Here is a 13,871-nt window from a genome sequence, read left to right as displayed (position 1 = left end):
TCAGGAGGACTCGGTGAGCAGCACGCCCCCACCGGAGGACACCGCTACCGCTACCGCGGCCGGGCAGACACCGACCGGTCGGCCCACGGTCGCAGTCATCGGCGCCGGCATCTCGGGGCTCACGGCTGCGCATGTGCTGAGTCGCACCCACGAGGTCACCCTCTTCGAGGCCGATGACCGCATCGGTGGCCACGCCCACACCCACGACGTCACGTCGGCCGGGCGGGCGCTGCGCATCGACAGCGGCTTCATCGTGCACAACGAGCGCACCTACCCGCACCTGCTGCGCCTCTTCGCCGAGCTCGACGTGCCCACCCAGCCCACCGAGATGAGCATGAGCATCGCCTGTGCGGGCTGCGGTCTGCAGTACGCCGGGGGCCGAGGGGCCGGCGCGATGTTCGCCCAGCCGTGGCGGGCCGCCGACCCGCGTTTTGTTCGTCTGCTCACCGAGGTGCCCCGCTTTCACAAGGCGGCCCGCAGCCTGCTGGCCGACGAGTCGACCGACCCCACCTGGGGCGAGTTCCTCGCTGCCCAGAAGTTCTCGACCTACTTCGTGCGCCACTTCGCCGTGCCGCTCGTGGCCTGCGTCTGGTCGTGCGGTGACCTCGACGCCGCCTCCTACCCGGCCCGCCACCTCTTCCGCTTCCTCGACCACCACGGCATGCTCACCGTCGGCGGTTCTCCGACGTGGCGAACGGTCACCGGCGGCTCGGCCACCTACGTCGACAAGCTCGTCGAGCGTCTGGGCGACGTGCGCCGGCAGAGCCGCGTCCAGGCTGTGACGCGGCACGCCGACGGGGTCGACGTGCGCGTCGAGGGCGCGCCCGACCGAACGTTCGACAAGGCCGTCGTCGCCACCCACGCAGACCAGGCCCTCGACCTGCTCGCCGACGCGACCCCTGACGAGAAGACCGACCTCGCTGCCATCCGCTACTCGCGCAACCCGACCTGGCTGCACCGTGACAGCTCGGTGCTGCCCAGCGCCCAGCGAGCGAAGGCGTCGTGGAACTACCGCATGACCGCCTGCGACGCCCCGGCGCCCGACGTGATGGTCAGCTACTGGATGAACCGGCTGCACGGCATCGAAGGCGCTGACGACCACGTCGTCACGCTCAACCCGGAGGGCCACGTCGACCCGGCCACCGTCATCGCCCGGATGACCTACGACCACCCGATCTTCACGACGGATGCCGTGGCCGCCGCGGCCCGCCTGCGACAGGGCGGGGGCGACCGCCTGGCCTTCGCCGGGGCGCACCTCGGCTGGGGCTTCCACGAGGACGGTTGCCGCTCCGGCGTCGAGGCCGCTGAGTCGCTCGGCGCCCGGTGGTGACCGCCGTGCGACACGAGACCGCACCCCACTCCAGCGAAGCCCCCGGGGTTCGTGTCGACCCGCCGGCCCTCCCGGCGCTCATCGACGGCACCGTCACCCACACCCGTCGGGCCCCGCTGACCAACACCTTCACGACCGCCCACTACCAGTGGCTCGTCGACGTCGACCGGCTGCCCGGGTTCCGTTGGCCGCTCAGCCTGTTCGCCGGCTTCGACGCCCGCGACCACCTCGACTCGGGGAGTCTCGGTGGTGGCCTCCGGGGCGACGTCGAACGGTTCCTCCAGGCCCGAGGTGTCACGCTCACCCCCGACGACCGCGTGCTCATGCTCGCCAACGCCCGGGTGCTCGGCCACGTCTTCGACCCGCTCACCGTCTTCTGGTGCGTGCGACCCGACAACACCGTCGTCGCCGTCGTGTTCGAGGTGCACAACACCTACGGAGAGCGCCACGCCTACCTGCTCGACCTAGACGAGACCGGTGGCACAAGCATCGACAAGGCGTTCTACGTCTCGCCGTTCAACGACGTCTCCGGCACGTACGCCGTTCAGCTCACGCTGCGGCCAGACCGCGTCACCGTGTCGGTGCGCCTCGACCGCGACGGCGAACGCATCCTCACGGCGGTGACCACCGGAGCACCGGTCGCCGCCACCCCCCAGGCCCTCACCACCCTGATCCGCCGGCACGGGCTCATGACCCAGCGCGTGACAGCCCTCATCCGACTTCACGGCATCCGACTCTGGTTGCGCCGACTACCCGTGATGCCCCGCCCACGACACACGAAGGAGGCCGTCCGATGACCGCCACCCTGCCAGCCAACCTGCCAGCCAACCTGCCAGCCAACCTGCCGACCAACATGACCCAGCCGATCTGTCTGCGGCGCCCGGCGCTTCGCGTGCTCTGCCTCCGCGCGCGGCTCGCTCGCAACATCCTGGCCCAGGTCACCTCGCGGGTGCCGATCGACATGCTGATGCCCGACGGCTCCACCCTCTCAGGCCAGCCCGCCGCCGGTAACCGCGCGGCCCTGCAGATCGTGCGCCCGACCGCCCTGTTCGAACGGCTCGCCCACCACCCGAAGATCGGTATCGGCGAGGCCTACATGGCCGGCGACTGGAAGGCCGCCGAGGGAACCGACCTCGCCGCCGTGCTCGCGCCCTTCGCCGAGCGGATGACCACGGCCTTCCCGCCGCGACTGCTCAGGCTGCGTGCCGTCGTCGACCGCCGCATCCCGATGGCCCAGCGCAACTCGCTGCTCGGATCACGCAAGAACATCGAGGCGCACTACGACCTCAGCAACGAGATGTTCCACCTGTTCCTCGACGCGACGATGAGCTACAGCTCGGCCCTGTTCGACCGCTCGGCCGGGGCCGCGCCAGTGACAGAGCAGCCCTTCGAGGCGGCCCAGCTGCGCAAGGTGCACGCCATCCTCGACCAGGCCCGCGTCACGGCGGGCAGCCGGGTGCTCGAGATCGGCACCGGCTGGGGCACGCTCGCCATCGAGGCGGCCCGACGCGGTGCACGAGTGACCAGCGTGACCCTGTCCCGCGAGCAGGCCGCGTTGGCCGCCGAACGGGTCGCCGCCGCGGGCCTGTCCGATCTGGTCGACATCCGCATCCAGGACTACCGCGAGGTCGACGGCCAGTTCGACGCCGTGGTCAGCGTCGAGATGATCGAGGCGGTCGGCGAGGAGTACTGGCCCGAGTACTTCCGCACCATCGAGCAGCGCCTCGCCCCCGGTGGCGTGGCAGCGGTGCAGGCCATCCTCATGTCGCACGAGCGCCTGCTCGCCACGAAGCACTCGTACGGCTGGATCCAGAAGCACATCTTCCCGGGCGGCCTGATCCCGAGCCTCCAGTCCATCGACGAGACCACCAGCGCCCACACCGGCCTGCGCGTCACCGAGGTGAACGAGTTCGGCCACGACTACGCCGAGACCCTGCGTCGTTGGCGTGACCAGTTCCTCGCCAGCTGGCCGCAGGTGCGCGCGCTCGGCTTCGACGAGACGTTCCGCCGCAAGTGGGAGTTCTACCTCGCCTACTGCGAGGCGGGCTTCGGCACCGGCTACCTCGACGTCGCGCAGATCCGGCTCGAGCGCGAAGGCGCCGCGTCGGCCAGAATGGCCTGATGGCAGACGAACCCTCGGTGTCGGTGCTGTGGTTCCGACGCGACCTGCGCCTGAACGACCACCCGGCGCTCCTCGCTTCCGTGGCGGCCGGCACCACCGTGCTGCCCGTCTTCGTCATCGACCCGTCCCTCCTGCACGAGGGAACGCCCCGGGCCGACCGGCTGCTCGCGTCGCTGGCCTCGCTCTCGCGTGACACCAGAGACAACCTGGTGATTCGCACCGGCGACCCGGTCGAGGTGGTTCCCGAACTCGCCGCCGAGGTCGGCGCCTCGCAGGTGCACGTCACCCGCGAGACCACCCCGTACGGCCGCCGCCGCGACGAGGCGGTGGAGGCAGCCCTCCAGGCGGCAGGGCGACAGCTCGTGGCCACCGGCACCCCGTACGCCGTCGGGCCGGGCATCGTCGTCAACCAGTCGGGCACGCCCTACAAGGTCTTCACGCCCTTCTCCCGCGCGTGGCGGGAGCACGGGTGGCCGGCTCCGGCCGAGCGACCGACGCGTATCCCCTGGCACCACGGCGTCCGCAGCGACGACCTGCCCGAGCCGACGTCAACAGAGCGGATCGAGGCCGGCGAGCAGGCGGCCTTGAAGCGCTGGGAGGCCTTCCTCACCGGTGACCTCGACGGCTACGCGAGAGATCGCGACCGGCCCGACCACGACACCACGAGCCGGCTCTCGGCTCCGCTGAAGTACGGCGAGATCCACCCCCGCACCATCCTGGCCGACATCGCCGCCCACTCTGCGGGTGGTTCGAAGGCGACCCACACGTTCACCAACGAGCTGGCCTGGCGCGAGTTCTACGCCGACGTGCTCTGGCAGCACCCGGCATCCGCCTGGCACGACCTGCGCCCCGAGCTCGAGCGCCTCGAGTACGACTCCGGCCCCGAGACCGACGCGCGGGTCGAGGCCTGGAAGCAGGGGCGCACCGGCTACCCCATCGTCGACGCCGGCATGCGCCAGCTGCTGGCCGAGGGCTTCATGCACAACCGCGTGCGCATGATCACCGCGAGCTTTCTCACCAAGGACCTGCACGTCTGGTGGCCTGTCGGCGCCCGCCACTTTCTCGACCACCTCATCGACGGCGACATCGCCTCGAACAACCACGGATGGCAGTGGTGCGCCGGAACCGGAACCGACGCCTCCCCGTACTTCCGGGTGTTCAACCCCATCACCCAGGGCACGAAGTTCGACCCCGACGGTGAGTACGTCCGCCGTTGGGTGCCCGAGCTGCGTCATCTCAAGGGCAGAACTGCGCACGAGCCCTGGGCGCGCAAGGATGGGTATGAGCACGACTATCCGCAGCGCATCGTCGACCACGACGCCGAGCGCAAGAAGACCTTGAGCCGCTATGAGGCGGCTCGACGGTAACGAACACCGCTCTCTCGCCGTTCACGCCCGACCAGATTCAGACAGGAGGCCGATGACCCAGCACGGACCCATCGCTGAGCTGCGCGCCTTCGTCACCGCGGCCCTCGTACAGCCCGTGGAGCGCAAGCACTGGGACCCGCCTCAGGTGTTCCGCCGTCGGCAGATCGTCGTCATCCTCACCCTCATCGTGGGCAGCGGAGTGTTGGCCTGGGCCCTGCGGATCACTCCTGGCGACCCCCTGTTCTACCTCGCCACGTTGCTGCTGGCCGCGATCTGGGTGGTCGGCGCCCTCGCCTCCGGGCCGCTGCACGCCGGGATGGGCCACACCCGCCGCGGTGACCGGCAGGCGCGTCCGATCGTCCAGTCCCTCGTGCTCGGTCTGCTGTTGCTGCTCATCTTCCTGCTGGGCGCCCTCGCGGTCGCCCGGATCCCCGTTCTGCGCGAGCCGGTCGAGCAGCTGCTCGACCACGCCCGTGTCGGCTCGTTCTCCGTCGTGCTCGGCATCACCTTCCTCAACGGCATCGCTGAGGAGCTCTACTTCCGGGGCGCCCTCTACGCGGCCCTGCCTCGCTACCAGGTGCTCGTCACCACGGTGCTCTACGCCCTCACGACCGTCGGCAGCGGTATCCCGCTGCTCGTGCTCGCCGCCGCCCTGATCGGCCTGGTCACCGCCCTGCAACGCCGGGTCACCGGTGGCTTCCTCGGGCCGATGATCACCCACGTCACGTGGTCGACCGGCATGCTCCTGCTTCTGCCCCCCGTCCTCTCCCTCGCGAGGTGAACCGCATGACCCCTGCCCCCACCGACGATCCCGACCGCACCGCCCTGGTGACGGGCGCCTCCGGCTACATCGGCGGGCATCTCGTGCCGAAGCTGCTGGATGCCGGGTGGTCGGTTCGGGTGCTGACCCGCCACGCCGACTCGCTGTCCGACAAGCCATGGCGAGGTCACGTCGATGTCGTCGAGGGCGACGTCGGGTCGACCGAGGACATGGTGCGGGCGCTGCGCGGCATCCGGGCGGCGTGGTACCTCGTGCACTCGATGGACGACCAGCCCGACTTCGCCCGACGGGACCGTGAGGCGGCCCAGGCCTTCGCCGACGCCGCCGAACAGGAGGGCGTGCAGCGCATCGTCTACCTCGGCGGCATCCACCCCGACGACGAGGTGCTCTCACCCCACCTGGCCTCACGAGTCGAGGTCGGCCGCACCTTTCTCGACTCGAAGGTGCCGACCGCGGTGCTGCAGGCGGCCGTGGTGCTCGGTGACGGCTCCGCCTCGTTCGACATGCTGCGCTACCTCACGTCGCGGCTGCCGGCCATGGTCGCCCCGAAATGGCTCGACAACCGCATCCAGCCCATCGCCATCGACGACGTGACGACCCTGCTGGCCGGCGCCGGTGAGCTTCCCGACGAGATCAACCGCACCTTCGACATCGGCGCCGACGAGGTGCTGACCTACCGCGAGATGATCCAGCGGTTCGCGAAGGTGGTCGGTAAGCGCCCGCCCGTCATGGTGACCGTGCCCGTGCTCACCCCGCGACTGGCCAGCCACTGGGTCGGGCTGGTCACCCCGATCTCTCCCGGCCTGGCCAAGCCGCTGGTCGGCAGCCTCGTGCACGAGGTCGTCGTGAAAGAGAACGACCTGCTGCAGTACGTGCCACACGAGGGAAAGTTCACCTCGTTCGACGACGCCGTGGCCGAGGCGATGAAGGGTGCCGCCCCCGACACCCTGCCGCGCAACCTGCTCTACGCCGGGGCCGCCGTCGCGGCCTGCGCCGTGGTGGGTTCGCTGGCCACCAAGCCCGGCTCGAACTGGTACAAGGGCCTCGACCTGCCCGACTGGCAGCCTCCCGCCATTGCCTTCCCGGTGGTGTGGACGGCGCTCTACGCCGACCTGGCGGTCAGCACGGCCGCCACCCTCACCTCACTCGACCGTGACGACTCACCCGACAAGCGGTCTGCGTACGTTCGAGCGGTCGGTGGCAACCTGGTGCTCAACGCCGCGTGGAGCTGGCTGTTCTGGCGCTCCAAGCGGCCCGCACTCGCCACCCTCGAGTGCGCCGCGCTCACCCTCAGCTCGATCGACCTGGCCCGCCGTTCGGCGAAGCGGGAACCGCTGGCCGGGGCGGCCCTGGTGCCCTACGCGGCGTGGTGCGGGTTCGCGACCGTGCTCTCGGGAGCCATCGCGCGCCGCAACCCTCGACGCAAATGAGGGGGTGCGGCCACGGCGCCCTGATGCCGGCCGCCCCTGTCTTCCGTCGACGGAGCGAGGGTCCGTCCACGGTTTAAGCGGTTCTTAAGCGCTGTCGCCCACTCTGGGCTCACCCGGTCAGACAACAAGGTCCGATCAGTCCAGAGGAGCACCTCATGTCGCACTCCGCCGCCGCCGTCATCCGCCAGGGCTCCATTGAGGACGGTGCCGACCTCAGCACCGGCATCAGCTCGCCGAACCGTCGCACACGCGGCCTCAAGCGACTCGCCACCGGGCTGCTCCTCGCCATTCTCGCGCCGCTCGGGGTCGGCATGGCCACGGCCGCACCCGCTCAGGCAGCGAGCTACGTCGAGGGATGCTTCCGGTCCCTCACGCCCGGCATGGGTTTCGCAGGTACCCCCGTCCACCTTCAGTACTGGAACGGCAGCCAGTGGGTCATCACCTGGTCCGGCAAGCTCAACAGGAACAGCTGCACCGGGGTCAGCATCGTGGGGAACCTGCGCAACTACTACGTCCAGCTCATCGTGTCTGAGCGCGTCGGCACCGCGTACTTCTACGGCGCAACCCCCTACTACGCCAACCCCGGCAACCTGCGCGTCAACATCGGAACCGGCACCGTCTCCTGCACCGGCTGCCGCTGATCCACCGCTCGGATGGCCCAGGGTGCGCGTAGACGCACCCTGGGCCATCTGGCTTGCTGCGTTGCGGACCATGGCCCCGTGCAGGTCAGTCTGAGCACTTGCGTTCGTTGCGGGCCCCGTTTCGGAGGCGCTAGCGCCGCACACGATCGCCACCTCTTGGGTGATCTACGAAATTTCCAAGACTGGTGAATACGACGGTCATGAGGGTCAGGCGACCGCTGGGTCTTCTACCGTCGGACCGTGGCCACGATGCTGACCGGCTTTCTCACCATGCTCACGCTCATCGTGGCCATCGGTGCGCAGAACGCCTTCGTGCTGCGCACCGGCCTCACCCGCCACCACATCGGGGTGGTTGTCGTGGTGTGCGCCCTGTCGGATGCCGTGCTCGTCGTCGCCGGGGTGCTGGGGGTCGGAGGGGTGGTCACCTCGCACCCAGCCCTGCTCACCTGGGTGCGATGGCTCGGGGCTGCCTACCTGGTGGTCTACGGACTCACGTGTCTGCGGAACGCCCGCCACCCCAAGGCCCTTGCTGCGACCGAAGAGTCACCGGGTCGGCGCGGTGTGCTCGCCACGGTGCTCGCGCTCACCTGGCTCAACCCGCACGTCTATCTCGACACGGTGTTGCTGGTCGGCTCCTTGGCCAACCAACACTCAGGTGCGGGTCGCTGGTGGTTCACGGCGGGGGCGATCACCGCCAGCGTGCTGTGGTTCACGGCGCTCGGCTACGGAGCACGCTTTCTCGCCCCCCTGTTCTCCAGACCTCGCACCTGGCAGCTTCTCGACATCGCCATCGCGCTGGTGATGTTCACCATCGCTGTGGTGCTCGTGCTGAGCTGACCTGAGCTGTGGGTCTCGGGCAGAGCGCCTCCATTCCCGAACGTCGCACTCAGAGCGCGGAGGATCGTCCAGGCCAGGTGGATGCCGGGTCTGCCTCTAACCGGTCGGTTGGGCCTGTGTCAGCATCGGACCTTGACGCGGGTGCGCCAGTGTTGCCAGGTGTGCCAGGTGACCCCGGTGGCGGTGATGGTCGCGGTGAGGCGCTTGTCGTGGACGTAGCCGTGGTGTCGCCGGCACAAAAGGGCCAGGTTGCCCAAACAGGTGGTGCCGCCATCGACCCAGTGTTTGACGTGGTGCGCGTCGGTCCACTGCGCGGGGGTGGAGCACCCCGGGAAGGAGCAGCCGCCGTCTCGGAGCCAGAGGGCGGTGCGCAGGGCGCGGGTGACGAGGCGTTCTTCCCGACCGACGTCGAGTGGTTGGGAGTCGGAGCCGAGCACGACGGGGATGATGGCGGCGTCGCACGCCAGCCGGCGCACGATGGCCGCGCTGAGCACGTCCCCACTCAGGCACGACCCACCACCCGGTTTGGGCTTGCTCGTGGCCCAATCGGGTGGGCAGCCTCGGGCCGCCCAGTCCCGCAGGGCCTCGAAGCCCATCGTGACGACGATCTTGGCCTTGTCCGTGCTCGGTGCCTGACCGGGCGCGGTGACACCGCGGGCGACGAGGTCGAGCAGGGCGTCCATCCGGCGCTGGTGGGGTGGTCGGGGGTCGTCCTCGATCTTGACCCCGTCTTCATCGGTCAGGGGTCGGGGTGCGGCGAGGGGGTCGATGGCGGCTTTGAGGGTTGCGGCGCCTTCGGGGTCGAGGGTGCCGGTCATTCCGACCATCCCGGCCGCGTTGGGGCTGGTGAACCACAGGCCGCGCGCGTCTCGGCGTTTCTGGTCGTGCTCCTCAGCATCCTTCGGAGGCCGAACCTGGTCAGACAGCTCCCGGGCCAGCTTCGCGAGCTGTTCCCACCGCAGCCCGGGTGCTTCCTCGGTCAGGTGGGTGACGGCCTGCTCGAGGTCGTCGGGGTCAGCGACCGGCTTGAGGCGGTGGAAGAAGTCGATGACCTGCGCGGCCTTACCCACCGTCACCCGCCCGTCCGTGCTGGTGGTGACGGCGTCGCGCAACTGGGCCCAGCGAGGCTGGTTGAACGCCGCCCCACAGGTCACGACTGCTTTGGCCTGGGTGGCGGTCAGGGTGGGATCGACCGTGCGCAACCAGTCGACCCGGCACAACCCGCCCGGGGAGGCCACGCCGCGGGCCTCGAGCTGAGTGACCAGGCGCACCAGGTTCACCTCGCGGTGGTGTTGCACGGCGCCGAGCTGGGTGACTGACTCGAGCAGGTCAGGCTCGCTCATCCGGTGCGGTTCCATCTGGGGACGGTCCAGGCTCGCGGCCGCGAACGCGAACCCTGACGCGTACGCACCGGACACGTTCGCCCAGTTCGCCCAGTGGATCGTCAACGGCGCCGGGAACTCCCGGACCGGCACGTCCTCGCCGGCCGAGGCGGCCTCCGGCGAGATTGGGTCAGTGGCACCCAGAACAGGGCCGGCGGCATCCGCCGGAGCCGCCTCTGCGGCATCCGACGCAACCGGCTCTGCGGCATCCGGGATGGGGGTCGACCAGAACCCGGCGCCCGCGGTGCCCCCGGTGGCACGCTGGCTCGACTCGAGGTCGGCCAGCTGCTGCCGGAGCCTCTCGAGAAGCGAACCATCGTTGTTCATGACTCAAACTCTAGAGGTGACCACCGACACTGCCCCACCCATGAAACCGCCTGACCGTGAACGAAACTGGCCACTCGACCGTACGAAAGTGGCCACTCGACTGGGGGTGGGGTGCCGGGCCGATGATCACGATGACGGACGCACCGCGGCCCCGGCGCACGGACGCGAACGGCGTCATCCCTGGGTGACCGCCAGCGGGACGGTCGGGGACGCAACCGCCATGACCGCCATGACCTGGCTTGACGGCGCGAACCGGCGATAGAATGAGGCTCAGGTGATGGCGCCCGCCCGGAGCGTGAGCTTCGAACCGCAGCCCTGCTGATGGCCCCTGTTGATGGGAGGAGGACCCATGCGCAGCGGGCTTTCGACACAGTGTTCTGCTTGGTGGAACTCATTCCGGCTGTTGCCCTCGCTGAGACGGTGCGTAGTTGTACTTGATGAACCGCGATTGTCGTGGTGACTACAACGGATGTTCTCTACCCGCCTGGGCAGCGCCCGACGGAGCAGGACGGCAGTCAGCCATCGCACGAGCCGGCCTTCTTCAGGGACCTGAACCTCGGTCAGGTCATTGCAGATGTCACCGCGAACCAGGCCGACTACTCCCTGACGGGGTTGTACTGGTGTCAGCTGCGAGACCTACACACGCTGCGCTACCGCCAAGAGATATTCCGCGACCTCGACCGGGCCAACATCTGCGACCTGGTCCGCACGTTCGCTCAGCGGCGGCTGGTCTTCCAGTTTCGCTATCGAACCAAAGAGATCCGAGAGGACGACCACGGACAGCAGCACTACTACCGCACCCGGTTCTTCCTCAACGCCGTCGCGGAGTACTGCCAGGCCGTGCTCCAGCTCGCCGATGGTCTGGAGTTCTGCGAACCCCGCTCCCGCGGCCTAGGCGACCTCGCCGGATACCTACACGAATACGTGAGCTCGGCCGGGTTCCTTGCGCTGCACGACGAGACTCTACGGCTGGAAGCCGCGTTGGACGGCGTGCACTACATCGTCGTCATCCGCGGCGACCGCATCACCGTGGCCGGCGACGACGACGAGGCCGACTACGGCAAGCAGGTTGCGGCCACGTTCGCTCGGTTCCAACGGCAGCCCAGGAGCAGCGCGCGGGCTCAGCCCCGACTGTGGGAGGCCTACGCCGGCACCGGCATCCTCGACCTCGTCGCACAGCTCTACCCCGACGTGTTTGCCGCCCTGGATGCTTTCTGTGGCGAGCACGCCGACTATCTCGACCCGGTGATCGCCCGCTTCGACGGCGATATCCAGTTCTACCTCTCCTACCTCGACTACATCGCGCCGCTGCGGGCAGCTGGACTGGCCTTCAGCTATCCGCGATTGTCCGACACCGACAAGAGCGAACAGGCCCTCGACACCTTCGACCTCGCCCTGGCCCAGAAGCTGCGCCTGTTGCCCAACCGCGTTCCGGCCCCCGCGCACGAATCGGCCGACGTGGCGAGCAGCGCCGCCCATCAGACCGAGGCAAGACACGAGATCGTGGTCAACGACATCACCGTGACCGGTGCTGAACGCATCCTCGTGATCTCGGGTCCGAACAACGGCGGCAAGACCACCCTGGCCCGCACCTTCGGGCAGTTGCACTACCTCGCCCGGCTGGGCTGCCCCGTTCCCGGCCGCGAGACCCGACTGTTCGTCTGCGACCAGATCCTGACCCACTTCAACCGAACTGAAGACAGCACCACCATGACCGGGAAGCTACAGACCGAGCTGAACCGGCTGCGCGATGACTTCGCCGCCGCTACCCCGGCCAGCGTGATCATCCTCAATGAGATGTTCAACTCCACCACTGCCGCGGACGCGCTGTTCATGAGCCGCGAGATCCTTCAGCAGGTGTCAGCCCTGGACGCACTGTGCGTGTGCGTCACGTTCCTCGATGAGCTGGCCACCCTCAACGACAAGACCGTCAGCATGGTCAGCACTGTCGTTCCCGACGACCCAGCCACCCGGACCCACAAGGTTGTTCGGCAACCAGCCGACGGCCGCGCGTACGCACGCGCCATCGCAGACAAATACGGTCTCGGGTTCGACCGCCTCGTCGAGGAGCTGAGCCGATGAGAGCATTGCTGATGTTCCACGACCGCGACTTCGACCCCGAACACGACCAGCAGCCCGGTGAGGCCGACCTGATCCAAGATCTTGACCTGGCCACGCTCTGGGCGGCCGCCGCCGACGGCGACAAGGTCGTCCATGCCTCGATCCGCGCCGCCACCCTCGCCCTGCTGACCGACCCGGGCCAGATCCTCTACCGTGGGCAGACCCTCGCCGACTGCCGGGCCCAACCGGCCGTGGTGCGCGACCTGTACAAGATGGCCGGGCTGGCTGTCGACCAGGAGCACGAGATCTATCGGGCCAGCTACTTCAGCAGGAGCAGCGAAGCCCTGCTCAACCGCTCGGTCAACTCCGTGAACCTGTTCGTCTCCATCCTGCAACGCCTCCACGGATTGTCCGAACACCACGCAGCCGCGTTCACGTCCCCGGCGTTCACGCGTTTCTTCGCCACCCTCGACGCTGAGCTCGACGACGACTACTTCGCTGAGATCGCCGATCATCTGCGCACCCTGCGCTTCCAGGACGGCCTGGTCGCCAGTGCGCACCTGGGCCGTCGCAACGAGGGCGTCGACTACGTGCTGCGGGTTCCCCACCCGGAGCACCAGAACCGACTGCTGCCCCGGCATCCGCCCGTCAAGCACCCCTACTTCAGCCGCACCATGCCTCACAACGACAATGGAGCCCACGAGGACCTCGCCGGAATGCGTGACCGCATCCTCACGCTCGCCGCCGACTCGCTCGCCCAAGCCGCCGAGCACATCTTGCGGTTCTTCGTCGCGTTGCGCGCCGAGCTGGCCTTCTACCTCGGCTGCCTCAGGTTGCACGAGAAGCTGACCAGCCGAGGCCTGCCCGTGTGCTGCCCCGAACCACAGCCCGTCGGCAGTGCGACACTCACCGCGACCGGCCTCTACGACCCTTGTCTCGCGCTGCGATCCCCCAACCCAGTGCAGGGCAACGACCTGGACGCCGACGGCAAACCGCTGATCATCATCACCGGCGCCAACCAGGGCGGAAAGTCCACGTTCCTGCGCAGCGTGGGGATGGCCCACGTGATGATGCAGGCCGGCATGCCGGTGGCGGCCCGGTCGTTCTCGGCCAGCACCGTCACGGGGGTATTCACCCATTACGCCCGCGAAGAGGACGCCTCCATGACCACCGGGAAGTTCGACGAAGAGCTCCAGCGTATGAGCAGCATCGCCGCCTGTGTTCGCCCCGACGGCCTGTTGCTGTTCAACGAGTCCTTCGCCGCCACCAACGAACGCGAAGCCACCGAGATCGCCACCGATATTCTGCGCGCCCTCAACCACGTCGGCATCGCGGTCGTGTTCGTGACCCACCTCTACGAACTTGGCCACCGGTTCCAGCAGGAGTACGCCCGGTCCACGCTGTTCCTGCGGGCCGAGCGGAGCGCGGACGGCTCCCGCTCCTGTCGGCTACGTGAGGCAGCGCCCCTACCGACCAGCTTCGGACAGGACCTCTACGCGAACACGTTCGTGGCCCAGGAGGCGACCTCCCCCGCGGCCGCACCATCGGCCGCTAGGTGATGTCGAGCACCGTGCCGATCGCAGCGACCACCCC

11 protein-coding genes and 1 riboswitch are annotated in these 13,871 nt (G+C 68.8%); of the genes, 10 read left to right on the top strand and 1 reads right to left on the bottom strand.

Annotated features, from left to right (window positions below):
• Positions 1-13: 13 nt before the first annotated feature.
• From BA895_RS04110 to BA895_RS04075, 8 genes are all read left to right on the top strand, one after another.
• Positions 14-1,330 carry an NAD(P)/FAD-dependent oxidoreductase gene (locus BA895_RS04110; protein WP_083282953.1) on the top strand — a complete coding sequence of 439 codons (1,317 nt, stop codon included), beginning with the start codon at positions 14-16 and terminating at the stop codon, positions 1,328-1,330.
• Between the two features lie 5 nt (positions 1,331-1,335).
• The gene (locus BA895_RS04105; RefSeq protein ID WP_083282974.1) at positions 1,336-2,127 is read left to right on the top strand and encodes a DUF1365 domain-containing protein; all 792 of its coding nucleotides are present in this window, start codon (positions 1,336-1,338) and stop codon (positions 2,125-2,127) included.
• Complete coding sequence (locus BA895_RS04100) at positions 2,124-3,452, top strand: cyclopropane-fatty-acyl-phospholipid synthase family protein (protein ID WP_254666311.1); 1,329 nt, start codon at positions 2,124-2,126, stop codon at positions 3,450-3,452. Before BA895_RS04105 ends, BA895_RS04100 begins: the two co-directional genes overlap by 4 nt.
• The gene (locus BA895_RS04095) at positions 3,452-4,819 is read left to right on the top strand and encodes a deoxyribodipyrimidine photo-lyase (RefSeq protein WP_070190622.1); all 1,368 of its coding nucleotides are present in this window, start codon (positions 3,452-3,454) and stop codon (positions 4,817-4,819) included. The genes BA895_RS04100 and BA895_RS04095 overlap by 1 nt, the downstream gene beginning before the upstream one ends.
• Positions 4,820-4,871: 52 nt before the next feature.
• Complete coding sequence (locus BA895_RS04090) at positions 4,872-5,600, top strand: CPBP family intramembrane glutamic endopeptidase (protein WP_070190621.1); 729 nt, start codon at positions 4,872-4,874, stop codon at positions 5,598-5,600.
• Between the two features lie 5 nt (positions 5,601-5,605).
• Positions 5,606-7,030: a tryptophan-rich sensory protein gene (locus tag BA895_RS04085; protein WP_070190620.1), complete on the top strand. Its 1,425-nt coding sequence runs from the start codon at positions 5,606-5,608 to the stop codon at positions 7,028-7,030.
• 155 nt (positions 7,031-7,185) lie between these two features.
• Positions 7,186-7,671: a hypothetical protein gene (locus BA895_RS04080; protein ID WP_070190619.1), complete on the top strand. Its 486-nt coding sequence runs from the start codon at positions 7,186-7,188 to the stop codon at positions 7,669-7,671.
• A 249-nt stretch (positions 7,672-7,920) separates the two neighbouring features.
• Positions 7,921-8,508: a LysE/ArgO family amino acid transporter gene (locus tag BA895_RS04075; RefSeq protein WP_371327690.1), complete on the top strand. Its 588-nt coding sequence runs from the start codon at positions 7,921-7,923 to the stop codon at positions 8,506-8,508.
• Positions 8,509-8,627: 119 nt separating this feature from the next.
• Here BA895_RS04075 and BA895_RS04070 read toward each other — a convergent pair whose 3' ends face one another.
• A complete protein-coding gene (locus BA895_RS04070; protein WP_070190617.1) occupies positions 8,628-10,217 on the bottom strand; it encodes an HNH endonuclease signature motif containing protein in 1,590 nt (529 codons plus the stop codon).
• A gap of 264 nt (positions 10,218-10,481) precedes the next feature.
• Positions 10,482-10,555: riboswitch (Fluoride riboswitch) on the top strand.
• A 118-nt stretch (positions 10,556-10,673) separates the two neighbouring features.
• Between BA895_RS04070 and BA895_RS04065 the strand changes: the two genes are divergently transcribed.
• Positions 10,674-12,299, top strand: coding sequence for a DNA mismatch repair protein MutS (locus BA895_RS04065; RefSeq protein WP_139142507.1), 1,626 nt, complete (start codon positions 10,674-10,676; stop codon positions 12,297-12,299).
• A complete protein-coding gene (locus BA895_RS04060) occupies positions 12,296-13,837 on the top strand; it encodes a hypothetical protein (RefSeq protein WP_070190615.1) in 1,542 nt (513 codons plus the stop codon). The genes BA895_RS04065 and BA895_RS04060 overlap by 4 nt, the downstream gene beginning before the upstream one ends.
• Positions 13,838-13,871: the final 34 nt, after the last annotated feature.

The sequence above is a fragment of the Humibacillus sp. DSM 29435 genome, from assembly GCF_001758225.1.
Lineage (GTDB): Bacteria > Actinomycetota > Actinomycetes > Actinomycetales > Dermatophilaceae > DSM-29435.
This window is presented reverse-complemented; position numbering and strand designations above follow the sequence as displayed.